Here is a 19,592-nt window from a genome sequence, read left to right as displayed (position 1 = left end):
CGTCTCCCCGGTTTGTGCGGTCCCCTAGCCGCCGGCTGCCCGGGGATGATGGATCCCCCGGTGCACCTCGAAAGCCCGGGTGAGACCCGGCGAGTCGGGGTCGTCGACGATCGGCTTGTCCGCCATGAAGAGACGGATGACGTTCGCCAGCTCCCCCGGATGACTGAAGTTGATCGCGTGAGCGGCACCCTCGATGAAGACGACCAGAACGTGGCTATCGGTCTTATCCGCCACCTCCTGCACCCGGTCCCGGCCGGGCAGCAGCGGATCCTTCTCCCCGATGACCACCAACGTCGGGATCCGCAGCGCGAACAAGCGCTCGAGCGAAGGGTACTGAGTGAGCGCTTTGAACATCTTGATGGTGCTGGGCACACCGAACCGGAGGTAGTCCGGTGTCGCCACCGTGATCATCCTCCGTGGCTCACGCCGGCCGTCCACCGCGAGCTGGCTCACCGCCCGGCGGAGGGGCTGGTTGTTCAGACCCCCAGCGGGCGATACGAGGACTGCGCGGTCGACGCGGTCGGGATAGTGGTGTGCGAACTCGAGGATGACCGGACAACCCATCGAGTTGCCGACGAGGCTGGTCCGCTCGACACCGCGGTCGTCCAGGAACCGCGCCGCCGCATGGGCGAGGCCAGGCACGTCGAGTGCCTTCTTCGGCTTGGCGCTGCGCCCGAAGCCCGGCAGGTCGGGGACGTACGTGTGGAATTCCTCCGCCAGCCGTTCAGCGGTCGGGAGGAGATAGCGACCGGAGAGACCGAAACCATGCACGTGCGTCATCACAGGCGCATCGGGTGGCGGGTTCGGGGACTCGCGATAGAAGACGTCGACGCCGTCGACCATCGTCCACTTCTCGGAAAGCGTCGAAGCGGGATGCGTCGGCGTCAGGCGACCCCGATGCCGATAGCTGGCCTTCTCCGGATTCTTCGCCATGGTCTGCTCCTGTCCTCTGGCCGCTCCCCCCGCCACCACTGACCTGCAAACTACGGGTCCGGAGCCGGAGCCGCCTCACCCCGACCGGATGAGAAGCCCCCGGGCACCGGATTGATCGAGACGACGTCGATCCCGAACCACGACGGACGCTCCGCTGATCGTGCCGATCGAACAGCTGGTCCCCGAAGACATCTCCCGGGCGCGAGAAGAGCAATGGATGCAGGATGTGCCGGGAGCAGGACACCGCCCCAAAGAGGACACTCACGTTCTCTTGCGAGCACCGGATGCATCGTGCACGATGCACGCGTCGAACACAGCCATCTCAGCAGGTTCGGGCGCTTCGAACCGGTGCACGCTCCCCTCGAGGACCTGCCTGCTGATCGGGACCTCGCCATGGGCTGGGGACGCATTGCGAGCGTCGAGCCGGCTCCGCAGGACGTCCAGTGGGACATCGAAGTAGTGGAGCTCGACTCTGGCCCGGTGCGCCTTCGCGAAGCGGCGGATCTCGTCGCGTTCCACACGCTTCCAGCTTCCGTCCTCGAGGATGACGCTGACTCGGTGTTCGACCAGCTGTCGCCACAACCTGTCGAGACGGGCCTGCAGCCCGTCGCGGACGGCGTCGAAGTAGTCGAGACCGAGATCTGCCATCCACTCGTCCGTGCTGAAGCGCACTGCGCCCGTCTCCTGCTCCAACTCACGCGCGAAGGTCGTCTTGCCAGAGCCGGGCAGGCCGCACAAGACGATCACATCCGGCGGGTGAACCGCATCGCCCGGATCGGAGATCGGGCTCGGCATCCCGAGTGTCACCTCCACGCGCCTGACGACGGGCGGTGCCTCGGACGCGGCTCAGTCGCCATTCTCGTGCTTGACCGCGAGCAGATCGACGGTGTCCAGCTCAGGGTCCTTCGCCAGCAGGTCCGGGCCGACCTCCCCGAGCGCCTTCGGAATTTCTCCGTTGAGGTGCGCTTGCCGCGCATCCTCGTCGCCGAACGTGTCGAAGATGCCGAAATGCGTGGCGTCGATCTGGAAGGCGTACCAGGTGCGGGTTCCGGGCTCCTGGTCGACCACGGTTCTGCCTCCGATCAGGAATTCCTTCAGCTCCCCCGCTTTGTCGGGCTTCGCTTCGAGCAGCGCCAGAACGCCGAGCTTGAGTTCCATGTCATTCTCCCTAGCGGGTCGGGACGTCCCGTCATCCGAATGGTGAAGGCGTCAGGGCGGACGCTACCCCTCGCCCAGCGCGTCTGCCATTCCTATCTGACACCTGGCCGGGCGCACGCGCGGTCGCGTCGGCCTTACGACCGGTATTCGGGATTCGGGAAGTCGAACCGCGTTCCGGCGTCCCACTCGCGGCGCTGGTTGCCGTAGTCGGGGAAGCCGCCGGCGTCCTTCAGAAGACGGGCCAGGTGGAGGAGGTTCCAGGTGAGGAAGGTCGTGTTCCGGTTGGTGAATTCGTTGTCGAACCCCACACGTCGGCCGTCGCCGAGGTCGTCCCCGTAGCTGGGGCCGGGGCCGGCCTCGCCGATCCAGCCTGCGTCCGCCTGCGGCGGCACCGCGAAGCCGATGTGCTGCAGGCTGTACAGCACGTTGGACGCGCAATGCTTGATGCCGTCCTCGTTGCCCGTGATGAGGCAGCCACCCGTCCGGCCGTAGAAGAGCCACTGGCCCTTCTCGTTCAGCTCGCCGGAATGCGCGTAGAGGCGCTCGATGATCTTCTTCGTCTCGCTGCTGTTGTCTCCGAGCCAGATCGGCCCCGCGATCACCAGGATGTCCGCCGACAGTACGCGAGAGAAGAGCTCCGGCCACGCATCCACCTCCCACCCGTGCTCGCGCATGTCCGGGTAGACGCCGGTGGCGATCGGGTGGTCGACGGATCGGAACTGATCCACGTGCACCCCCTGCCCAGCCATGATCGACGCGCTCGCATCGACCAGCGACTGCGTGTGACTGCGGCCCGGGGACCGGGTGAGGGTCGTATTGATGAAGAGTGCGCGCAGATCGCCGAAGTCGGTCGCTGAGGATGCCATGGCTCACGGTAACGCGGGATGCACGCTGACGGGCTGGCCGATCGCTATCGGGCCGCTGGCGGCCCGACGCAGTAAGCCGCTGGCGAACGCTCCCCCGGCGTCGGCTCCAGGCGCGCACACTCGTCTCATGTCGAATTCCGATGCCGATGGCGCCGCCCTGGACGCGTACTCCGAGGTCGTCGTGCGTGTCGCCGCCGCGGTCAGCCCGGCCGTCGCCGCTGTCACCGCGCGCACGGCACGAGGTGTGGGCCTCGGCAGTGCGACCGTCGTCTCCGCCGAGGGGCACCTCCTGACCAGCGCGCACGTGGTGGAGGGTGCGACGAGCGTCGACCTGGCGTTCGGGGACGGAACCCGGGTCCGGGCGCAGGTCGTCGGCAGGGACCCGCTCTCCGATCTCGCCATCCTGAAGGCCGACGCATCCACGCCGCCTCCGGTGGAGCTGGGTGATGCCGCCGCGCTCCAGGTCGGTCAGCTCGTCGTCGCGGTCGGCAATCCGTTCGGGCTGGCGGGAAGCGTGACGGCCGGGATCGTGTCCGCGCTCGGCCGCTCGCTGCCGACCCGCGCAGGACGGGTGGTCGACGAGGTGATCCAGACGGATGCCGCCCTCAACCCCGGCAACAGCGGCGGCGCGCTGGCCGACAGCTCGGCCCGCATGATCGGCGTGAACACCGCCGTCGCCGGAACCGGCCTGGGTCTCGCCGTACCCGTCAACGCGACGAGCAGGCAGATCCTGGCCACCCTCATGCGCGAGGGGCGCGTGCGCCGCGGCTGGCTCGGCATCGCGGGCGCGGAGATCGCGCTCCAGGAGGCGGTCGCGCGCAAGGCCGGCGCCCGCACCGGCATCCAGGTCATGACGGTCGTGCCCGACAGCCCCGCGGATCTCTCCGGCGTCCGGCCCGGCGACGTGCTGATCTCCCTCGACCGGACGCCGATCCACTCCGTGGCGGACCTGCAACGCCTGATGATCGCCAGCACCATCGGCCGCCGCCTGGAGCTGACCGTCTGGCGCAACGGCGCCCTCGTCGACGCGGTCGTCGAGCCCACTGAGCTCGCGGAGGCGTGACCGGTCCGGCGTTCGCCTGGTGCTTCCGCACTAATGCCGGGCGGTGCCCGGCTGGGGGGTCCACGGCTCTTCGGCGTGCGAGAGCCAGACCTGCTGCGGGTCGAGGGAGCGGATGAGGAGCTGGCCCTCGGTCTCCGGGTCGTCGAGCTGGCCGCCCCACACGGCGGTGTCGCCGGCGATGACGATGGGACGCTCCCCCGCCTCCACCACCACGATCTGCGAGCCCCGGGTGTGCCCGGGCGCCGGCACGAGCCGGATGCCGGGAAGCAGCTCCCGTTCGCCGTCGACCGGCACGTAGTCGACGCCGGGAGCATCCACCCACTCCCGGATCGTGTAGTCGTCCTGGGTACGCGCGTCCTCGAGTTCCGCCCGCTGCACATAGATCGGGCGGCCTGAGAAGAGGTGGTTCCCGCCGCAGTGGTCGAAGTGCAGGTGCGTGTTGACGACGGCGGTGATGCTGTCGAGATCGACGTCCGAATGCCGGTTCAGAGGCTCCAGCCGAGGGTCCATGTCGGCGACGGCAGGATGCAGGGCGGTCAGCCCGGTGTCGACCACGATGGTCCCGTCGGGGTGATCGATGAGGTGGACGAGCACCGGCAGCCGCTCATCCTCTCCCACAAGCAGGCTGCCGACGCCGACGGCCCTGACGCTCACAATCGCGGTCATGCGCTCACTGTACCCACCCACCCCCTCCCCTCCAGAAATCGAGTCCTCACTGAGTGCACGCGACACGCCGCGTCGCCGTGCATTAAGTGAGGACTCGATGGAGGGGCCTGTCGGCGGACGGCGCGGCTGCCGTAGCCTCAGCGGCGAGGAGGGGTCGCATGCTGAGCGTCATCGGACAGCTTCTGCCGCTGGCTGTCGCGGTCGCGCTGAGCTCCGTCCCGATCCTCGCCGTTCTCGTGCTGCTGCTGGAGTCGTCGCGGCCGCTGGTGCCCACCCTCTTCGTCGTCGGGTTCGTGGTCGGGCTGGTCGTCATCACGTCGGTCTTCGCGATCTTCCTGCACGCCCTCCCGGCGAACACCCCGAGCGGACCGCAACCGATCGTCGGCGTCGTGGAGATCCTGGTCGGCGTCGCCCTGCTCGTCTACGCGATCATCGAGGTGCGCCGCCACCCGCAGGCGGCGGAACGCGAGTCGCTCCCCCGCTGGATGGTGGCCCTCGGCCGGATGCGCACGCTGCCGGCACTGGGGCTGGGCTTCGCGCTCAACATCCGGCCGAAGTCCGTCCTGCTCGCCATCGCGGCGGGACTGGTCATCGGCCCGGCGCAGCTCCCGGTGTCGCAGGATGTCATCGCCATCGCCGTGTACGTGGTGATCGGCGCCAGCTCCGTCGCCACGCCCGCCCTGTTCGCGCTGATCCGGCCGGACAAAGCCCGTCCGGCGCTGGCAGCCAGCCAGCGCTGGCTGCTCCGCAACGACACCACCATCGCGATCGTCGTCGCGGCCGTGATCGGCACCGTCATCATCGGGAACGGCCTCACCCGGTTCTGACGCCGACTGGTGTCTGCCCGCCGGCGACCACCGGGGAGTACCTTGTGGCCGTTCGAGAGAGCGGGGCAGAGATGGACGACCACAGCGAACCGAGGACCGCGCGCGTGCACCTGCACGACCCGGCGCCGGCGGGCTTCGACCCCTTCGACGCGGCACCGCAGGAGCTGGCCCGGCACGGACTGCCCCGCCGGCCGGACCGCGGGTCCGAGCCCGATCTGGCCGCACTGTGGGAGCGGAAAGCCGAGAGCTACCGCGACTTCGAGCACCTGAAGCCGCTGGTGATCGAGCCCGCTCCCCCGCCGTCGGGTTCAGCCCCGGCGCTCGGACCGGATCCGGTCGACTCCTGCGGCTACTCGCTCACCAGCAGCGCCGGTCCCTTCACATCCCTCTTCGTCACCTGGACGGTGCCCGACCTGCGGTTCGACCCGGACCCGTTCGGCATCAACAGCCTCCACGTCTTCGCGGGTCTCGGCTTCCTCGACGTGCACACGCAGCTGACGGTGAACGCGGCGCAGACGGTGACCTGCTCGCTCTGGGCGCAGGGCGTGGGAACGATCGGGCTCGGGGTGCGCCCGGGCGACGTGATCAGCGCATCCCTCTGCCTGAACACGAACGCGGCGGGCACGGCGGCGTACTTCCTCACGAACGAGACGACCGGCCAGACGATGAGTGTCAGCGTGGACACGGGGTTCCCTCCGGCCGTCACGGTGGATGCGGGGGTGACGAGGGATGGAGTCCTCCGGCCCGGGCAGACGCTCGCCGGATTCGGGACGGTCTACTTCGACGAGATCAGCGCCTACAACTCGGCGGGCCACCAGTCGCTGCTCTCCGGTCAGGCGATCACGATGACCGACGGCGCGACGGTGCTGGCCACGCCGTATGCGCTGACGGATTACGCGTTCAAGGTCGTGAGAGGGCGATGACATCCCGTCCCGGCTCACCGGCGAACGACCCGGACGGGAAGTGAGCGACATGGATGCGGCCGGCCGCGAGAATCCGTGGAGGCTCACGACGGCACCGGGTACTTCCGAGTACACGATGTGGCGCGACGACTCCACAGACCCGCCCGTGCTCGTCTGCCAGGTCGGCTCCACCCGGCTCACCTACCGGGCAAGCGCGATCGACGACCTGGCGGCTTGGCTGCGGGAGCAGGACGACTGGGTGGCGCTCGGCGCGGCCGACGAGAACAAGCCGGCCGCGCCCGGCACCATCGAGGCGTGGGGTCGCGATCCCGACAACCCGGTGGGCGGATGGTACGGGCTCCGGAAAGGCTACCGCGGACGCTTCGGGATGTACCTTCCGCCGCTGCTGGAGCAGCTGGGCCTCATCGAGCTCACGCACGACGCCCGCAACAACAAGGCGCGGGCGCTGCCCCGGCCGTGAGGGCTCGGTCAGTCCGACGCGGGCCCGAGCGCCTGGGCGAGCATCAGCAGGAAGCCGTCAGGACCGCGCAGGTAGGTGAGCTTGTACACGTCCTGGTAGTTCGCCACGCCGCGCACGGGAACGAAACCGTGCCTCGCGGCGATCGCGAGCGACTCATCGATGTCGTCCACGGAGAAGGCGACGCGGTGCATCCCGATCTCGTTGGCGAGCGTCGGGGGCGTCACGATCGCATCCGGGTGGAGGTACTCGAACAGCTCGATCCGGCCGTGGCCGTCGGGCGTCTGCAGCACGGCGATCTTGGCGTGGTTGCCGTCGAGCCCGACCGCCGTGTCCGCCCACTCGCCGCTCACGGTGTCCCGGCCGACGAGGGTGAGGCCGAGGTCGGTGAAGAAGGCGATGGTCGCGTCGATGTCGCTGACGGCGATGCCGACGTTGTCGAGTCGGATGGGCATCCTGCTCCTCGGGTGGTGGGTGTCGGTGTGTCGGTGGCTGTGTGTCGGTGGCTCGTGGTGGCCGGCGCTCGGAGATGTCCGCTCACCCTACCGTCGGAGAATGGTGCCGAAATCTCCGACGCAGCGCGCTGTGGATGGAGTTCGCGCGCGTAATTGCTGAAATCTCCGACGATCGGTCACGGATCTCCGATGATCGACGACGGATGCGCGTGGTCAGTCACGGTCGGGCGCGCTGCCGCGGGCGTGAACGAGGTTCGTGCGGAGCCGGCGCGCGAGCGCGGCGGCGGCGGCGAGCTCGTCCGGGTCGAAGGGCGCCGCGGTGCGTTCGGCCCAGGCCAGGCGGACGGGGCGGATGCGGTCGAGCGCCGCTCGCCCCTCCGCCGTGAGGGTGACCACGGGAGCACGCGCGTCCGCCGGGTCGGGGGCGCGGACGACGAGACCCGAGCGCTCGAGGGCGGCGACGCTCTCGGCGGCCGACTGGCGGCGCAGTCCGCGACGGCGCGCGATCGCGGCGACGCTGAGCGGTCCGTGGGCGACGGCGCCCAGGGTGAGCCAGCGGGCGGCGGTGAGCCCTTCCCCGGCCACGATCTCGTCGCCCGCACGGGTCAGCTCGTCGGTGAGACGGAACACTTCGTCGACGAGCTCCGTCAGCCGTCGCGCTGAACCATCACCCGCCGGAGCCCGCTCCGTCACTTCTCGACCAGGCAGACGAGGTGGCCGTCGCTGTCGCGCACCACGGCCATCCGCTCGCCCCACGGTTGCTGAGCCGGAGGATCGACCACCGCTCCCCCGGTCTGCGTCCACCGCGCGACGACCTCATCGAGGTCGGTCACCGCGAAAGTGAGGGCCACGGCCGCGTCGGAGGCGGTCGCGGGGCGTTCGTGGACCATCAGCTCCACGCCGTCCGCGCTGCGCAACCAGGCGAATCCGTCGGTCGTGCGCTCGACCTCCAGTGCGAGCACTCCCCCGTACAGGGCGAGGGCGTCGGAAAGGGACGAGGACGAGAGGACGATGCGGTGCAACGAGGTGGTGGTCACGCGTCCATCGTCTCGATTTGACAGGGACCTGTCAATAGGGTGCCTCGCACGGGTCGGCCACTTTTCGACGTGGTTCTATCGTCGGAGAACGGGGCCGAAATCTCCGACGCAAGGCTCTCTGGATGGAGTTCTCGGGCGAATCGCCGCGGATCTCCGACGATGGAGCGCGGATCTCCGTCGATGGAGCTCGGATCTCCGACGATCCGTGCGCGATCGGCGCGCGAGTGCGGCGACCCCGCCCCGTGGCATCATGGCGGCATGACCGCCCGACTGAAAGGCCGCCGGCGCGACGTCGCGCGCCTGCTCCGCCGTCTGGCGGACTGGGCCGCGACCGACACCGCCGTCGAGGCCGTCATCCTCGTCGGGTCGTACGCGCGGGGGGCCGAGCGGATGGCGAGCGATGTGGATGTCGTGATCGTCACCGCCGACCCGGACGGGCTTGCACGGCGCGACGGATACGAGACGGTCGTCCACGGGGCCGAGCACCTTCGCGATGGCCGCTGGGGACCCGTGCGCGAGCGCCGGTACCGCCTGCGGTCGGGTCTCCAGGTGGAGCTCGGCCTCGCCCCGACCGAGTGGCTCGCCGTTCCCCTGGACCCCGGGACGGAGCGCGTGCTCCGCGACGGGTACCGGGTCGTGTACGACCCGGACCGCCGGATGGACGGGACCGGCGTGCCCGCACCGTGACCGGTTGCTCACGGCTGTCTACTGCGGACGTCGCTCCGGCTCTACGGTGAACCCATGATCCGCCTGCGCAGCATGACCGTGACCCTGGCCGTTCTGGGCGCCTTCGGAGCGCTCGCGCTCGGCGGATGCTCGTCCACGGGTTCCGCGTTCACCGGATCGTGGGGTTCGACCGCGACCGGACAGCCGCACCTCACGATCACCGCGGACGGGTCGTTCTCCGGATCGGACGGCTGCAACGACCTCTCCGGCACCGGCACCGTGAGCGGCGACACCTTCACCTTCGGGCCGTTCGCCTCGACCTTGAAGGCGTGCGAGGGCGTCAACCCCTGGCTGAGCCGTGCACACACGGCGGAAGTGTCGGGCGACGGCCTGGTCGTCTACGCCAACGGCGGTGAGAAGGTCGGAACGCTGGCCAAGAAGTGACGACGGTCAGAGGTCGTCACGGCGCCGGGTGAGGTAGGCGATCTCGGCCCGGTTCCCCGTGGTCGCGATCGCGGCGTCATACGCGGCGCGCGCCTCCGCCCGGCGACCCAGCCGGACCAGCAGTGCCGCTCGCGCCGCGTGGTAGGCGTGGTAGCCCGACAGCTCTGGCTCGAGTGCGTCGAACTCGGCGAGAGCGGACTCCGGGCGGTCGCGCTCGCCGAGGGCGACCGCCCGGTTGAGGCGGACGATCGGCGACGGGTCGATCCGCACCAGCTGGTCGTAGAGCGCGACGACTTGGCGCCAGTCGGTCGCCTCGCCGTCGGTGTGCACCGCGTTGATCGCCGCGAGCAACTGATAGCGCCCGGGCGCGACGCCGGACGCGAGGCGCTCGCGCACCAGGGCGTGGCCCTGCGCGATGAGCTGCGCATCCCAGTGCCGCCGGTCCTGCTCCCCCAGCGGCACCAGCTCCCCCGCTGGCGACACCCGTGCGGCGCGTCTGGCCTCGATCAGCAGCATCAGGGCGAGGATGCCCGCGACCTCGCCGTCGTCCGGGAGCAGGGCGTGCAGCAGCCGCGCCATCCGGACGGCCTCGCCGGTGAGCTCCGCACGCACCGGCTCGGCGTCCGCGCTCGACGCCAGATAGCCCTCGTTGAAGATGAGGAAGAGGACGGTGAGCACCGCATCCACCCGCCGCGGCAGGTCCTCGCGGGCCGGCACGCGGTACGGGATGCGCGCAGCGGCGATCTTCGCCTTCGCGCGGGTGATGCGGGCGCCCATCGTCGTGTCCTGCACCAGAAACGCGCGGGCGATCTCCGGCAGGGACAGACCGCCGACGAGGCGCAGCGTCAGGGCGACGCGGGCCTCGACCGAGAGGGCCGGGTGGCAGCAGGTGAAGATGAGCCGCAGCCGGTCGTCGTCGATGACGCCGACCGGCGCCGGATCCGGGTCGTACACGAGCAGCGCCTCCCTCTGCCTGACCTCCCCGACCCTCTCGCGGCGAATCCGGTCGATGGCCTTGCGGGTGGCGGTGGTGGTCAGCCAGGCCCCCGGATTCGGCGGGATGCCGTCGGCAGACCAGCGTCCGGCGGCGATCGCGAAGGCCTCCGCGGCCGCCTCCTCGGCGACGTCGAGGCTGCCGAACCGCTTCGCGAGCGTCGCGACCACCCGGGACCACTCCTCGCGGTGTGCCCGGGTGAGCGCGTCGCGCGCGTCGCTCACGCGCCCAGCAGGGGTCGCACCTCGAGCCGGCGGTTGCAGGCCCTGGAGCCGTCCGCCATGAGCGACAGTGCGACGTCGAGGTCGGGAGCCTCGATGATCCAGAAGCCTGCCGCCCACTCCTTGGTCTCCACGAACGGTCCGTCGGTGAAGATCGGCTCCGCGCCGCGGCCGTCGATGACGGTGGAGACGGTCGGATCGGCGAGACCCGCGGCGAACACCCAATGACCGCCCGCGCGCAGACGGTCGTTGAAGGCGTCGATGGCGACGGCCTCCTCCTCGGTCCCCGACTCGCTGCGGTCGTCGATGACGTTGACGAGATACTGCATGGTCACATCCTCCCCGGATCGCGTTGCATACGGCAGTGCCGGCCTCACCGCTGCTACGAACACGGACCGGCGATTTCGACAGCGGCCCCGATTTCATCGCATCGCACCCGCTTGACTGCTCCGACGAACGCTGGTTACGTGCACGATGAGGACATGCCCTGGACCCTGGCGTCTCACGACGAAGGAGGGGACATGAAAACCGTTGCGACGCGCTCCGCGTCCTTCCACACCAGCACCGCGATCGCCGAAGCGGTGCAGTCGTACGCTCTCGCGCTTGCCCGCCGAGGTCAGGTCGATGTGGTCGACATCCCCGTCGCGCTCCCCGGCGGCGGCATCGGCCGGGCGGCCTTCATGGTGGGCTGGCTGATGGATGCGGCGACCACCGAACCCGACGGAAACGGCCCGATGGCGGATCGCGCCGAGCCGGTGGACCCTGCCACGCTCGACGACCTGCGCACCCGCTCCGCGCTCCTCGCCATGCCCCGCGGGGAACCGTTCTCGCTGGCCGACCTGGCCGCCGACTGGCCCGATCTGAATATGGACTTTCCCGCGGCGCGCGAGCACAGTTGACCTGGAGGGGATCGAAGGGAGCACCCCATGGGCACGCTGCGCTATGACGGGGTCATGATCGAGTTCGAAGACCGGCTGCTCGCCCACCTGCAGGTCGTCGTCGCGCAGAAGATCCGGCGCGGGGAGAGCTTCTTCATGGCGTGGCGGGACTCGCCCGAGACCGGTGACGGCCACAGCTCCATCTGGATCCACCCCACTCAGAACCTCTACTTCAAGTTCAGCGGCAGCCGCTTTCCGAAGATCAACACGGAATGGGTCGAAGCGCTCATGAACTCCGCCAACAGCTCGAAGGGGCTGCTGATCATGACGGAGGACAGCGTGGCCAAGGTCCAGGCAGACACCATCACGCTCGCGACCGCCTCGCCGCATCTGCAGGATCTGCGGCCGAGACACTCCTGAGCGCAGTGGATTCGATAGCGTTGGCGGAATGGAGAGCGGCCGCATGAGCGACGACGGGCACGATGCGGAGCGGCCGCACGACGATTACGCGCGCGCGTTCATGGAGGCGCTGCCCGTAGCGGGTACCGCGGTCTCGACCATCGGAGACCTCCTCGGCACGGAGACGGTGTCCGCGACCGATGCAGTCGCCGCACGCCTGGACGAACTGCAGTTCGACCTCGGCGAGGGCCCGTGCTGGGATGCGCTGCGCTCGCGTCGCCCGGTCTTCGAGCCGGACCTGCGCGAACGACCGCCGTCGCTGTGGCCGGCGTTCAGTCCCGCGGCGCTGGACGTCGGCGTCGCCGCACTGTTCGCCTTCCCCATGCTCATCGGTCCGCTCCAGATCGGTGCGGTCGACATGTACGCCCGGGAACCGCTCATGCTGGACGAAGCGGACACCCGGCATGCCGGCCGGCTCGCAGAACTGGCAGGCCGTCGCCTGCTCCACGACGCCCTGAGCGCGATGTCCGACGAACTCCGGCCGCAGGACGACAACCCGTTCTCCCGGCGGATCGTGCACCAGGCCACCGGCATGGTGCTGGCCCAGCTGGACGTCGACGCGGACGATGCGCGGATGATCATCCAGGCGCATGCCTACGCGACCGACCGGTCGATGATGGAGGTCTCCCGCGAGGTCCTGGAGGGACGGCTCGATTTCGGGAGCTCGGACACGGGCGGGGGCAGGACGCGATGACGCTGACACGGGAGCAGGGGATGCTGCGGGCGTTCGCGGGCCTGGCGGACACGATGGTGGCCGACTACGACGTCGTTGACCTGCTGCAGAACCTCGTCGATTCGTCGAGCCGCTGGCTCGGCGCCTCGGCAGCCGGCGTGATGCTCGCCGATGAGAGGGGCGAACTCGACCTGATCGCGTCCACCAGCGAGGCGAGCCGACTGGTCGAGGTGATGCAGCTGAGCGCATATGCCGGGCCGTGCATCGAGAGCTTCACCTCGGGCGCCGTGGTGTCGGTGCCGGACATCTCACAGGTCCCCGCCCGCTGGCAGGCGTTCCGTGAGCGCGCCGACGAGCAGGGCTTCGCGGCGATCGATGCGATCCCCATGCGTCTTCGCGATCTGACCATCGGCACACTCAACCTCTTCCGCACCACCCCCGGCGACCTGCCCGAGGACGATCTGGTCGCGGCCCAGGCCTTCGCCGATGTGGCGACCATCGGCATCCTGCACCAGCGGACGCTCGCGGAGAGCGACGCGATCCGTCAGCAGCTGCAGTTCGCGCTGAACAGCCGCATCGTCATCGAACAGGCGAAAGGTGTGGTCGCGCAGACGCGCGGCGTGTCCATCGACCATGCGTTCGAACTGATCCGCGACTACGCGCGGCGCAATCGGCTCGGCATCTCCGTGGTCGCGTCCACCATCGTCGAGCGGCGCCTGCGGCTCTGAACCAGGTGCGGTCTAGCCGCGGGGAGGCGGCTGCCGGGATGCTGTGGGCACGAACCGCAGGAACCATCCCGGAGGGCGCGACATGCCGCAGAACCAGCCGACCGAATCCATCGTCACCGCCAACAGGGCGTGGCTCGACCGCGAGGAGTTCCGCGACACCGCGGATTTCGCGGACGCGGACCGCGGCTTCCTGGGGACGCGCGACGATCCGGCGATCCGGCGCGCCGACGGAACGGTGGTGTTCGACCCGTCCGGCTTCGCGTTCCTCACCGGAGCCGCACCCGACTCGGTGAACCCCAGCCTGTGGCGGCAGGGCGCTCTGATCCGGCGCCACGGGCTCTACGAGGTCGTCGAGGGGCTGTACCAGGTGCGGGGCTTCGATCTGTCGGTGATGTCGCTCATCGAGGGCGACACCGGCGTCATCGTCGTCGACCCGCTGGTGTCGCAGGAGACCGCTGCGGCGGCACTGGAGCTCTACCGGGCGCACCGCGGCGACCGTCCCGTGGTCGCCGTGATCTTCACCCACTCGCACATCGACCACTTCGGCGGGGTGCTCGGCATCATCGACCCGGCCGACGTCGAGGCGGGCAGGGTCGCCGTCGTCGCACCGGAGGGGTTCCTCGAGCACGCCATCGAGGAGAACGTCTACGCGGGGACGGCGATGGCCCGGCGGGCGAGTTACATGTACGGCGCCGTGCTCCCGCGCGGCCCGCTCGGCCAGGTCGGCTCGGGGCTCGGCCCGACGAACTCCATCGGCACCCCGGGGATCCTGCCGCCGACCGTCAGCGTCACTCCTGACAGCCTCGAGCAGACACTGGACGGGGTCGAGGTCGAGTTCCAGCTCGCCCCGAACTCCGAAGCGCCGGCCGAGATGCACTTCTACCTGCCGCGGTTCCGTGCGCTGTGCATGGCGGAGAACGCGACGCACAACCTCCACAACCTGCTGACCCTGCGCGGCGCGCTCGTCCGCGATCCCCGGATGTGGTCCCGGTACCTCACCGAGGCGATCGAACGCTACGCCGGCCGGTCGGACGTGCTGTTCGCCTCCCACCACTGGCCCACCTGGGGCAACGACCGCATCGTCCACTTCCTCGGCGTGCAGCGCGACCTGTACGCCTACCTGCACGACCAGACGCTGCGCCTGTTGAACCAGGGCCTGAACGGCGCCGAGATCGCCGAGGGCTTCCGGATGCCGCCGGCGCTCGAGGCGGAGTGGAGCACGCACGGGTACTACGGCTCGGTGTCGCACAACGTCCGGGCGATCTACCAGCGGTACATGGGCTTCTTCGACGGGAACCCGTCGCGGCTCTGGCCGCATCCGCCGGTCGAGCAGGCCCGACGCTGGGCGGCGCTCGTGGGCGGGGTGGATGCGCTGATCGCCGGCGGGCGGGAGGCGTACGCCGCCGGCGACTACCGGTGGGCGGCGACCGTGCTCGACACGGCCGTGTTCGCCGATCCGGAGAACGACGAGGCGAAGGCGCTGCTGGCGGACACCTACGAGCAGCTCGGGTACGGCGCGGAGAACGCCACCTGGCGCAATTTCTACCTCTCCGGCGCGACCGAGCTGCGTGACGGCAACTTGGGGACACCGATCCAGGCCAACGCACCGACCATCGTGGCGCACCTCTCCCCGGACCAGCTGTTCGACGCCATCGCGATCCAGATCGACGGCCCGGCGGCCTGGGATCTCGATCTGTCGATGGACATAACGTTCAGCGACCTGGGCCGCAGTTTCCGCGTCACCCTGCACAACGGGGTCCTGGTGCATGTCGAGAAGGAGCCCACCGCGGATGCGCAGCTGCACGTGACGGCGACGCACCCGCGGTTCCTGGCCCTCGCGGCCGGCGACACCGCATCCCCGGGGCTCACCCTCGAGGGCGATGCGGACGTGCTGGCGCGGCTCACAGCGGTGCTCGACCCGGGCGACCCGGACTTCGCGATCGTCACGCCGTAGGCGCCCCGCGCGCTACGCGCTCACGCGCGCACCCCGAGCGGTCCGGTCAGGCCGTGATCCGCCCCGGCCGGCCGTGGCCCGGGCAGACGAGCCGCGGCGACCGGCCGGCGATGAGCCGCTCCGTCGCCTCCGCCTGCCCGCGGTCGCTGGTGAGCAGGCGCGGCATCTGCACCAGGCGGCCCTTCGACACCCGCACCGAGTCGCCCGCGAACACGATGCCGCGCCACGCCACGATGACATGGCCCGGAGTGTGCCCGGGCGCCGGGATGGCGACCACCCCGGGTGCCACCTCCGTCTCCTCGGTCGCGGACAGCTCCTGGAGGTCCGCCGGTACCTCGCTGCGGGGTGATACGCGAGCCAGGAACCGGCGGAACCGGGTCGGCGGCGCATCCTGACCGCGCAGGATGCGCGCATCCCTCTCGCCGATCCACACCCGGGCGCCGGTCTGCCGCTGCAGCACAGCGGCGGTGCCGGCGTGGTCCGGGTCGTAGTGCGTCAGCACGATGCCGGTGACCGGCGAGACCCCGCGTTCGTCGCGCAGCTCGGTGGTCAGGGCGCGCGCTCCCCGCGCGTCCCGGTGTCCACGATGACGGACGACGCGCCGGTGTCGATCAGGTACGCATTGGCGCCGGTCGCCTTCTGCAGGCGGTACACGCCCTCGGTCAGGAGCTGCATGCGTTCAGCTTCGCACGGCGCGCGGCGCGGAGCACTGTGCCGGACGGGTGAGAATGGGAGAACGACACCCACCGATCGGAGCCGCCCACGCCATCCCTGTCCGTCCTCCTGACCACCTGGTCGTTCGACCCTGCCGCAGCCATCCTGCTGGTCGCGGCGGCTGCGCTCTACCTCCTGGGCGTGCTCCGGCTGCGGGCGCGCGGGCATCGCTGGCCCCTACGACTCACCGCGGCCTTCCTGGTGCTCGGGCTCGGCTCGTACGCTGTGGTGTCCTTCGGTTTCCTCGGGGCGGAGAGCACCGACCTGCGCTGGGCGTTCACGACCCGCATCGCGCTGCTGCTCTTCGTGGTGCCCGCCCTGGTCAGCCTGGGCCGGCCGGTCGCCCTCGCGCGCGTGGCGCTGGGTCCTGTGGGCCGTCGGCGTGCCGACCGGGCGACGCGCTCGTGGCCCGCGCGGGTGTTCGGCAACGCGATCTTCGCGCCCGCTTTCGCCTGCGCCGTGTTCCTGGTGTTCCTGACGCCGGTGGCGGCGATCCTGCGCGACTCGGTGTGGTCCGAGTGGTCGATCTCGGTCGTCGTTCCGCTGTGCGGGCTCCTGCTGGTGCTTCCGATCGCCGCGCACTCGGTGATCCGGACCGGGCTGTTCATCACGGTGGAGTTCCTCCTCGCGTTCGTCGAGCTGGTGCTCGACGCGATCCCCGGGCTGCTGCTGCGGCTCAACGACGGCGTGCTCGACCACGCGCCGGCGATCCTGGGCAGGCTGCCGCTGTGGTTCCCCAGTCCCCTGCACGACCAGCATCTGTCCGGCGACCTGCTCTGGTTCATCGCAGAGATCGCGGACGTGCCGATCCTCGTGCTGCTCTTCGTGCGCTGGATGCGCCTCGATCGGCGCGAAGGCCGTCGCCTGGATGAGCTGAGCGACGAGGAGATGGCGGAACTGACCCGCCAGCACCTCGGCCACCGCGGCTGACGCGCTCTTCTCCTCCCCGCCTCGCATCCCTCCGAAATTCTTCGGTATTCAGTGTTGCCAAGTACCGGTACTCAGTGTTACTTTCTACCAGTAGTCAACATCACTGAGTAGGAGGTGACCCGATGGGCAACCAGATGACCGAGATGCTGAAGGGCACTCTCGAAGGTATGGTCCTCGCGATCATCGCGGAACGGCCGGCGTACGGATACGAGATCACCGCTCGCCTGCGGGACCAGGGTTTCACCGACCTCGTCGAGGGCACCGTGTACGCGCTCCTCGTCCGGATCGAGCAGCGCGGCTTCGTCGACGTGACGAAGGTCCCGTCCGAGAAGGGACCGCCGCGCAAGGTGTTCTCCCTCAACGAGCAGGGGCGCACGCAGCTCGACGAGTTCTGGTCGACGTGGGAGTTCCTCTCGCAGCGCATCCAGCGGCTCCACGCCGACAGCACCGACAACAGCACCAGCACCGACAGCACAGCGGCGGACGCCGCGCACACCGAAGGGAACGACTGATCATGGCAGCGAAGTGGTTCGAAGCCCTCACCGGCTCGCTCGAGCAGAAGAAGCAGTACAAGCAGTACGTCGCGCGCATCGACGCGCTCCCGGAGCCCTACCGGGGCTCTGCCAAGGCCTTCCACCGCTACTTCCTGTACCAGGGCGGCCTGGTCGACGGCGACGTGCTGGTCACCATGCTGGGCGACTTCGCAGACCTGTGGGAGCGCGCGGCCACGGACGGCACACCCATCCGCGACGTGGTCGGCGACGACCCGGCGGAGTTCGCCGAGACGTTCGCCGAGGCCTACACCGGCAAGCGCTGGATGGACAAGGAACGCGATCGTCTCAGCGCGGCGATCGACACGGCCGTCGACGAGGAGAGGAAGGGGAAGAACGCATGAGCACCGCAACGCTCGACCCGGCCATCCGGGTCCAAGGCATCACCAAGTCGTTCAAGGACCTAGAGGTGCTGCGCGGCGTCGACTTCGAGGTCGCGCCGGGCACCATCTTCGCCCTCCTCGGCTCCAACGGCGCGGGCAAGACCACGCTCGTCCGCATCCTCGCCACGCTCATCGCAGCCGACGGCGGCACTGCGTCCGTGCACGGGTTCGACGTGGCGTCCGCCCCGGCAGACGTCCGCAGATCCCTCAGCCTCACCGGCCAGTTCGCGGCGGTGGACGAGGTGCTCACCGGGCGGGAGAACCTCGTGCTGGTCGCGAAGCTCCGGCATCTGCGCGATGCGGGCGCCGTCGCCGACCGGATGCTGGAGCGGTTCTCGCTCACCGAGGCCGGCGGCCGCAAGGCGGGAACCTACTCCGGCGGGATGCGCCGGCGGCTCGACATCGCGATGAGCCTGATCGGCGATCCGCCGTTGATCTTCCTGGACGAGCCGACGACCGGTCTCGACCCGCAGGCGCGGATCGAGGTCTGGGACACGGTGAAGGAGCTGGCCCGCGCGGGCACCACGGTGCTGCTCACCACGCAGTACCTCGACGAGGCGGAGCAGCTGGCCGATCGGATCGCGATCCTGCACAAGGGGGTCATCATCCAGAACGGCACGCTGGCCGAGCTGAAGAAGCTCCTCCCCTCGGCCACCGTCGAGTACGTGGAGAAGCAGCCCACCCTCGAGGAGGTCTTCCTCGCCCTCGTCGGAGACGACGGGGAGCCCGAGCCGGCGGCCGCCGATGCCGGAGCGTCCGGCACGTCCGGCGCGTCACGCACGTCACGAAAGGAACTCCGATGAGCACCTACGTCCTCAGCGACACGCGCACCCTCACCGGGCGTTCGCTGCGCCACATCCTCCGGAGCCCGGACACGATCATCACCACCGCTGTCACCCCGATCGCGCTGATGCTGCTCTTCGTCTACGTGCTCGGCGGGGCGATCCGGATCGGGTCCGGCGAGTCGTACATCGACTACATGCTGCCGGGCATCCTCCTGATCACCATCGCCTCCGGCATCGCCTACACGGCCTACCGGCTGTTCCTCGACCTCCAGGGCGGCATCTTCGAACGGTTCCAGTCCATGCCGATCGCCCGCTCGTCCGTCCTGTGGGCGCACGTGCTGACCTCGCTCGTGGCCAACCTGGTCTCGGTCGCGCTGGTGATCGGCGTCGCCCTCATCATGGGGTTCCGCACAGGCGCCTCGGTCGGCGCTTGGCTGGCGGTCGCGGGCATCCTGATCCTGTTCACGCTGGCCCTCACCTGGATCGCCGTGATCGCCGGGCTCTCGGCGAAGACGGTGGACGGCGCGAGCGCATTCAGCTACCCGCTGATCTTCCTGCCGTTCATCAGCTCCGCCTTCGTCCCGACCGCGTCGATGCCGGCGCCGGTGGCCTGGTTCGCGGAGAACCAGCCGGTCACGTCCATCGTCGACACCATCCGGGCGCTGTTCTCCGGCCAGCCGGTGGGCACCGACATCTGGGTGGCGCTGGCGTGGCTGGTCGGCATCCTGGTCGCCGCCTACGCGTACGCCATCGTGAAGTACCGGAGGAAGTTCAACTGACCTGACGCCCCCGTGCGCCGCTCGCCGCCCGTCTCCTCTCGGAGGCGG

28 protein-coding genes are annotated in these 19,592 nt (G+C 69.8%); 16 read left to right on the top strand and 12 right to left on the bottom strand.

From position 1 onward, the window contains the following. Positions 1-24: 24 nt before the first annotated feature. From ACR9Y5_RS10150 to ACR9Y5_RS10135, 4 genes are all read right to left on the bottom strand, one after another. Positions 25-933 (bottom strand): alpha/beta fold hydrolase, encoded by a 909-nt coding sequence (locus tag ACR9Y5_RS10150; protein WP_481297847.1) that lies wholly within the window; start codon positions 931-933, stop codon positions 25-27. Between the two features lie 261 nt (positions 934-1,194). Continuing rightward, positions 1,195-1,728 (bottom strand): P-loop nucleotide/nucleoside kinase family protein, encoded by a 534-nt coding sequence (locus tag ACR9Y5_RS10145; RefSeq protein WP_481297846.1) that lies wholly within the window; start codon positions 1,726-1,728, stop codon positions 1,195-1,197. 51 nt (positions 1,729-1,779) lie between these two features. Beyond that, complete coding sequence (locus ACR9Y5_RS10140) at positions 1,780-2,091, bottom strand: putative quinol monooxygenase (RefSeq protein WP_481297845.1); 312 nt, start codon at positions 2,089-2,091, stop codon at positions 1,780-1,782. A gap of 134 nt (positions 2,092-2,225) precedes the next feature. Next, positions 2,226-2,957, bottom strand: a complete 732-nt coding sequence (locus ACR9Y5_RS10135; RefSeq protein ID WP_481297844.1) for a flavodoxin family protein — start codon at positions 2,955-2,957, stop codon at positions 2,226-2,228. 127 nt (positions 2,958-3,084) lie between these two features. Here ACR9Y5_RS10135 and ACR9Y5_RS10130 point away from each other — a divergent pair, with 127 nt between their 5' ends. Next, the gene (locus ACR9Y5_RS10130; RefSeq protein ID WP_481297843.1) at positions 3,085-4,020 is read left to right on the top strand and encodes a S1C family serine protease; all 936 of its coding nucleotides are present in this window, start codon (positions 3,085-3,087) and stop codon (positions 4,018-4,020) included. 30 nt (positions 4,021-4,050) lie between these two features. Here the strand turns inward: ACR9Y5_RS10130 and ACR9Y5_RS10125 are convergent, their stop codons facing one another. Next, positions 4,051-4,686 carry an MBL fold metallo-hydrolase gene (locus ACR9Y5_RS10125; RefSeq protein ID WP_481297842.1) on the bottom strand — a complete coding sequence of 212 codons (636 nt, stop codon included), beginning with the start codon at positions 4,684-4,686 and terminating at the stop codon, positions 4,051-4,053. A gap of 158 nt (positions 4,687-4,844) precedes the next feature. On the opposite strand from ACR9Y5_RS10125, the gene ACR9Y5_RS10120 reads away from it, so the two are divergent. The 3 genes from ACR9Y5_RS10120 to ACR9Y5_RS10110 all read left to right on the top strand — a co-directional run bounded on the left by ACR9Y5_RS10120 (position 4,845) and on the right by ACR9Y5_RS10110 (position 6,896). Next, complete coding sequence (locus ACR9Y5_RS10120; RefSeq protein ID WP_481297841.1) at positions 4,845-5,513, top strand: GAP family protein; 669 nt, start codon at positions 4,845-4,847, stop codon at positions 5,511-5,513. Positions 5,514-5,617: 104 nt separating this feature from the next. Continuing rightward, positions 5,618-6,436 carry a G1 family glutamic endopeptidase gene (locus ACR9Y5_RS10115; protein WP_481297840.1) on the top strand — a complete coding sequence of 273 codons (819 nt, stop codon included), beginning with the start codon at positions 5,618-5,620 and terminating at the stop codon, positions 6,434-6,436. Positions 6,437-6,485: 49 nt separating this feature from the next. Beyond that, the gene (locus tag ACR9Y5_RS10110) at positions 6,486-6,896 is read left to right on the top strand and encodes a DUF6855 family protein (RefSeq protein WP_481299551.1); all 411 of its coding nucleotides are present in this window, start codon (positions 6,486-6,488) and stop codon (positions 6,894-6,896) included. Positions 6,897-6,904: 8 nt separating this feature from the next. Here ACR9Y5_RS10110 and ACR9Y5_RS10105 read toward each other — a convergent pair whose 3' ends face one another. From ACR9Y5_RS10105 to ACR9Y5_RS10095, 3 genes are all read right to left on the bottom strand, one after another. Further along, positions 6,905-7,348 carry a VOC family protein gene (locus tag ACR9Y5_RS10105; RefSeq protein WP_481297839.1) on the bottom strand — a complete coding sequence of 148 codons (444 nt, stop codon included), beginning with the start codon at positions 7,346-7,348 and terminating at the stop codon, positions 6,905-6,907. 213 nt (positions 7,349-7,561) lie between these two features. Further along, positions 7,562-8,041, bottom strand: coding sequence for a MarR family winged helix-turn-helix transcriptional regulator (locus ACR9Y5_RS10100; protein ID WP_481297838.1), 480 nt, complete (start codon positions 8,039-8,041; stop codon positions 7,562-7,564). Next, positions 8,038-8,385 (bottom strand): VOC family protein, encoded by a 348-nt coding sequence (locus ACR9Y5_RS10095; protein ID WP_481297837.1) that lies wholly within the window; start codon positions 8,383-8,385, stop codon positions 8,038-8,040. The genes ACR9Y5_RS10100 and ACR9Y5_RS10095 overlap by 4 nt, the downstream gene beginning before the upstream one ends. Before the next feature lie 258 nt (positions 8,386-8,643). On the opposite strand from ACR9Y5_RS10095, the gene ACR9Y5_RS10090 reads away from it, so the two are divergent. Together ACR9Y5_RS10090 and ACR9Y5_RS10085 are read left to right on the top strand one after the other, a co-directional pair. After that, positions 8,644-9,072 carry a nucleotidyltransferase domain-containing protein gene (locus ACR9Y5_RS10090; RefSeq protein ID WP_481297836.1) on the top strand — a complete coding sequence of 143 codons (429 nt, stop codon included), beginning with the start codon at positions 8,644-8,646 and terminating at the stop codon, positions 9,070-9,072. Between the two features lie 54 nt (positions 9,073-9,126). Next, positions 9,127-9,495: an META domain-containing protein gene (locus ACR9Y5_RS10085; protein ID WP_481297835.1), complete on the top strand. Its 369-nt coding sequence runs from the start codon at positions 9,127-9,129 to the stop codon at positions 9,493-9,495. Between the two features lie 6 nt (positions 9,496-9,501). Here ACR9Y5_RS10085 and ACR9Y5_RS10080 read toward each other — a convergent pair whose 3' ends face one another. Together ACR9Y5_RS10080 and ACR9Y5_RS10075 are read right to left on the bottom strand one after the other, a co-directional pair. After that, entirely contained in the window at positions 9,502-10,713 is a 1,212-nt protein-coding gene (locus ACR9Y5_RS10080) for an RNA polymerase sigma factor (RefSeq protein ID WP_481297834.1), read from the bottom strand. Next, entirely contained in the window at positions 10,710-11,039 is a 330-nt protein-coding gene (locus ACR9Y5_RS10075; RefSeq protein WP_481297833.1) for a YciI family protein, read from the bottom strand. The genes ACR9Y5_RS10080 and ACR9Y5_RS10075 overlap by 4 nt, the downstream gene beginning before the upstream one ends. A gap of 153 nt (positions 11,040-11,192) precedes the next feature. Between ACR9Y5_RS10075 and ACR9Y5_RS10070 the strand changes: the two genes are divergently transcribed. The 5 genes from ACR9Y5_RS10070 to ACR9Y5_RS10050 all read left to right on the top strand — a co-directional run bounded on the left by ACR9Y5_RS10070 (position 11,193) and on the right by ACR9Y5_RS10050 (position 15,402). Next, positions 11,193-11,609, top strand: a complete 417-nt coding sequence (locus ACR9Y5_RS10070; protein ID WP_481297832.1) for a hypothetical protein — start codon at positions 11,193-11,195, stop codon at positions 11,607-11,609. A 27-nt stretch (positions 11,610-11,636) separates the two neighbouring features. Next, positions 11,637-12,008 (top strand): DUF7882 family protein, encoded by a 372-nt coding sequence (locus tag ACR9Y5_RS10065; protein ID WP_481297831.1) that lies wholly within the window; start codon positions 11,637-11,639, stop codon positions 12,006-12,008. A 28-nt stretch (positions 12,009-12,036) separates the two neighbouring features. Further along, positions 12,037-12,741 (top strand): GAF and ANTAR domain-containing protein, encoded by a 705-nt coding sequence (locus tag ACR9Y5_RS10060; RefSeq protein WP_481297830.1) that lies wholly within the window; start codon positions 12,037-12,039, stop codon positions 12,739-12,741. Next, the gene (locus ACR9Y5_RS10055) at positions 12,738-13,448 is read left to right on the top strand and encodes an ANTAR domain-containing protein (protein WP_481297829.1); all 711 of its coding nucleotides are present in this window, start codon (positions 12,738-12,740) and stop codon (positions 13,446-13,448) included. The genes ACR9Y5_RS10060 and ACR9Y5_RS10055 overlap by 4 nt, the downstream gene beginning before the upstream one ends. Before the next feature lie 82 nt (positions 13,449-13,530). Continuing rightward, positions 13,531-15,402, top strand: coding sequence for an alkyl/aryl-sulfatase (locus ACR9Y5_RS10050; protein ID WP_481297828.1), 1,872 nt, complete (start codon positions 13,531-13,533; stop codon positions 15,400-15,402). A 46-nt stretch (positions 15,403-15,448) separates the two neighbouring features. On the opposite strand, the gene ACR9Y5_RS10045 is transcribed toward ACR9Y5_RS10050, so the two are convergent. Continuing rightward, complete coding sequence (locus ACR9Y5_RS10045) at positions 15,449-15,904, bottom strand: MBL fold metallo-hydrolase (RefSeq protein ID WP_481297827.1); 456 nt, start codon at positions 15,902-15,904, stop codon at positions 15,449-15,451. A gap of 47 nt (positions 15,905-15,951) precedes the next feature. After that, a complete protein-coding gene (locus ACR9Y5_RS10040) occupies positions 15,952-16,077 on the bottom strand; it encodes a hypothetical protein (protein ID WP_481297826.1) in 126 nt (41 codons plus the stop codon). Positions 16,078-16,173: 96 nt separating this feature from the next. Here ACR9Y5_RS10040 and ACR9Y5_RS10035 point away from each other — a divergent pair, with 96 nt between their 5' ends. The 5 genes from ACR9Y5_RS10035 (at position 16,174) to ACR9Y5_RS10015 (ending at position 19,544) form a co-directional block, all read left to right on the top strand. Further along, positions 16,174-17,046 carry a cytochrome c oxidase assembly protein gene (locus ACR9Y5_RS10035; protein ID WP_481299550.1) on the top strand — a complete coding sequence of 291 codons (873 nt, stop codon included), beginning with the start codon at positions 16,174-16,176 and terminating at the stop codon, positions 17,044-17,046. A gap of 122 nt (positions 17,047-17,168) precedes the next feature. Then, positions 17,169-17,558 carry a PadR family transcriptional regulator gene (locus tag ACR9Y5_RS10030; protein WP_481297825.1) on the top strand — a complete coding sequence of 130 codons (390 nt, stop codon included), beginning with the start codon at positions 17,169-17,171 and terminating at the stop codon, positions 17,556-17,558. 2 nt (positions 17,559-17,560) lie between these two features. Next, entirely contained in the window at positions 17,561-17,941 is a 381-nt protein-coding gene (locus ACR9Y5_RS10025; RefSeq protein ID WP_481297824.1) for a DUF1048 domain-containing protein, read from the top strand. Continuing rightward, a complete protein-coding gene (locus ACR9Y5_RS10020) occupies positions 17,938-18,783 on the top strand; it encodes an ABC transporter ATP-binding protein (RefSeq protein WP_481297823.1) in 846 nt (281 codons plus the stop codon). The genes ACR9Y5_RS10025 and ACR9Y5_RS10020 overlap by 4 nt, the downstream gene beginning before the upstream one ends. Further along, positions 18,780-19,544: an ABC transporter permease gene (locus tag ACR9Y5_RS10015; RefSeq protein WP_481297822.1), complete on the top strand. Its 765-nt coding sequence runs from the start codon at positions 18,780-18,782 to the stop codon at positions 19,542-19,544. Before ACR9Y5_RS10020 ends, ACR9Y5_RS10015 begins: the two co-directional genes overlap by 4 nt. The last annotated feature ends 48 nt before the right edge of the window (positions 19,545-19,592 follow it).

Source organism: Leifsonia sp. KNZ13-11D, assembly GCF_056754895.1.
This window is presented reverse-complemented; position numbering and strand designations above follow the sequence as displayed.

Excerpts from the sequence above, each read along its gene's own strand:
- ACR9Y5_RS10150 (WP_481297847.1), bottom strand. The coding sequence starts at position 933 with ATGGCGAAGAATCCGGAGAAGGCCAGCTATCGGCATCGGGGTCGCCTG.
- ACR9Y5_RS10145 (WP_481297846.1), bottom strand. The coding sequence starts at position 1,728 with ATGCCGAGCCCGATCTCCGATCCGGGCGATGCGGTTCACCCGCCGGAT.
- ACR9Y5_RS10140 (WP_481297845.1), bottom strand. The coding sequence starts at position 2,091 with ATGGAACTCAAGCTCGGCGTTCTGGCGCTGCTCGAAGCGAAGCCCGAC.
- ACR9Y5_RS10135 (WP_481297844.1), bottom strand. The coding sequence starts at position 2,957 with ATGGCATCCTCAGCGACCGACTTCGGCGATCTGCGCGCACTCTTCATC.
- ACR9Y5_RS10130 (WP_481297843.1), top strand. The coding sequence starts at position 3,085 with ATGTCGAATTCCGATGCCGATGGCGCCGCCCTGGACGCGTACTCCGAG.
- ACR9Y5_RS10125 (WP_481297842.1), bottom strand. The coding sequence starts at position 4,686 with ATGACCGCGATTGTGAGCGTCAGGGCCGTCGGCGTCGGCAGCCTGCTT.
- ACR9Y5_RS10120 (WP_481297841.1), top strand. The coding sequence starts at position 4,845 with ATGCTGAGCGTCATCGGACAGCTTCTGCCGCTGGCTGTCGCGGTCGCG.
- ACR9Y5_RS10110 (WP_481299551.1), top strand. The coding sequence starts at position 6,486 with ATGGATGCGGCCGGCCGCGAGAATCCGTGGAGGCTCACGACGGCACCG.
- ACR9Y5_RS10105 (WP_481297839.1), bottom strand. The coding sequence starts at position 7,348 with ATGCCCATCCGACTCGACAACGTCGGCATCGCCGTCAGCGACATCGAC.
- ACR9Y5_RS10090 (WP_481297836.1), top strand. The coding sequence starts at position 8,644 with ATGACCGCCCGACTGAAAGGCCGCCGGCGCGACGTCGCGCGCCTGCTC.
- ACR9Y5_RS10085 (WP_481297835.1), top strand. The coding sequence starts at position 9,127 with ATGATCCGCCTGCGCAGCATGACCGTGACCCTGGCCGTTCTGGGCGCC.
- ACR9Y5_RS10075 (WP_481297833.1), bottom strand. The coding sequence starts at position 11,039 with ATGCAGTATCTCGTCAACGTCATCGACGACCGCAGCGAGTCGGGGACC.
- ACR9Y5_RS10070 (WP_481297832.1), top strand. The coding sequence starts at position 11,193 with ATGCCCTGGACCCTGGCGTCTCACGACGAAGGAGGGGACATGAAAACC.
- ACR9Y5_RS10065 (WP_481297831.1), top strand. The coding sequence starts at position 11,637 with ATGGGCACGCTGCGCTATGACGGGGTCATGATCGAGTTCGAAGACCGG.
- ACR9Y5_RS10060 (WP_481297830.1), top strand. The coding sequence starts at position 12,037 with ATGGAGAGCGGCCGCATGAGCGACGACGGGCACGATGCGGAGCGGCCG.
- ACR9Y5_RS10055 (WP_481297829.1), top strand. The coding sequence starts at position 12,738 with ATGACGCTGACACGGGAGCAGGGGATGCTGCGGGCGTTCGCGGGCCTG.
- ACR9Y5_RS10050 (WP_481297828.1), top strand. The coding sequence starts at position 13,531 with ATGCCGCAGAACCAGCCGACCGAATCCATCGTCACCGCCAACAGGGCG.
- ACR9Y5_RS10040 (WP_481297826.1), bottom strand. The coding sequence starts at position 16,077 with ATGCAGCTCCTGACCGAGGGCGTGTACCGCCTGCAGAAGGCGACCGGC.
- ACR9Y5_RS10030 (WP_481297825.1), top strand. The coding sequence starts at position 17,169 with ATGGGCAACCAGATGACCGAGATGCTGAAGGGCACTCTCGAAGGTATG.
- ACR9Y5_RS10025 (WP_481297824.1), top strand. The coding sequence starts at position 17,561 with ATGGCAGCGAAGTGGTTCGAAGCCCTCACCGGCTCGCTCGAGCAGAAG.
- ACR9Y5_RS10020 (WP_481297823.1), top strand. The coding sequence starts at position 17,938 with ATGAGCACCGCAACGCTCGACCCGGCCATCCGGGTCCAAGGCATCACC.
- ACR9Y5_RS10015 (WP_481297822.1), top strand. The coding sequence starts at position 18,780 with ATGAGCACCTACGTCCTCAGCGACACGCGCACCCTCACCGGGCGTTCG.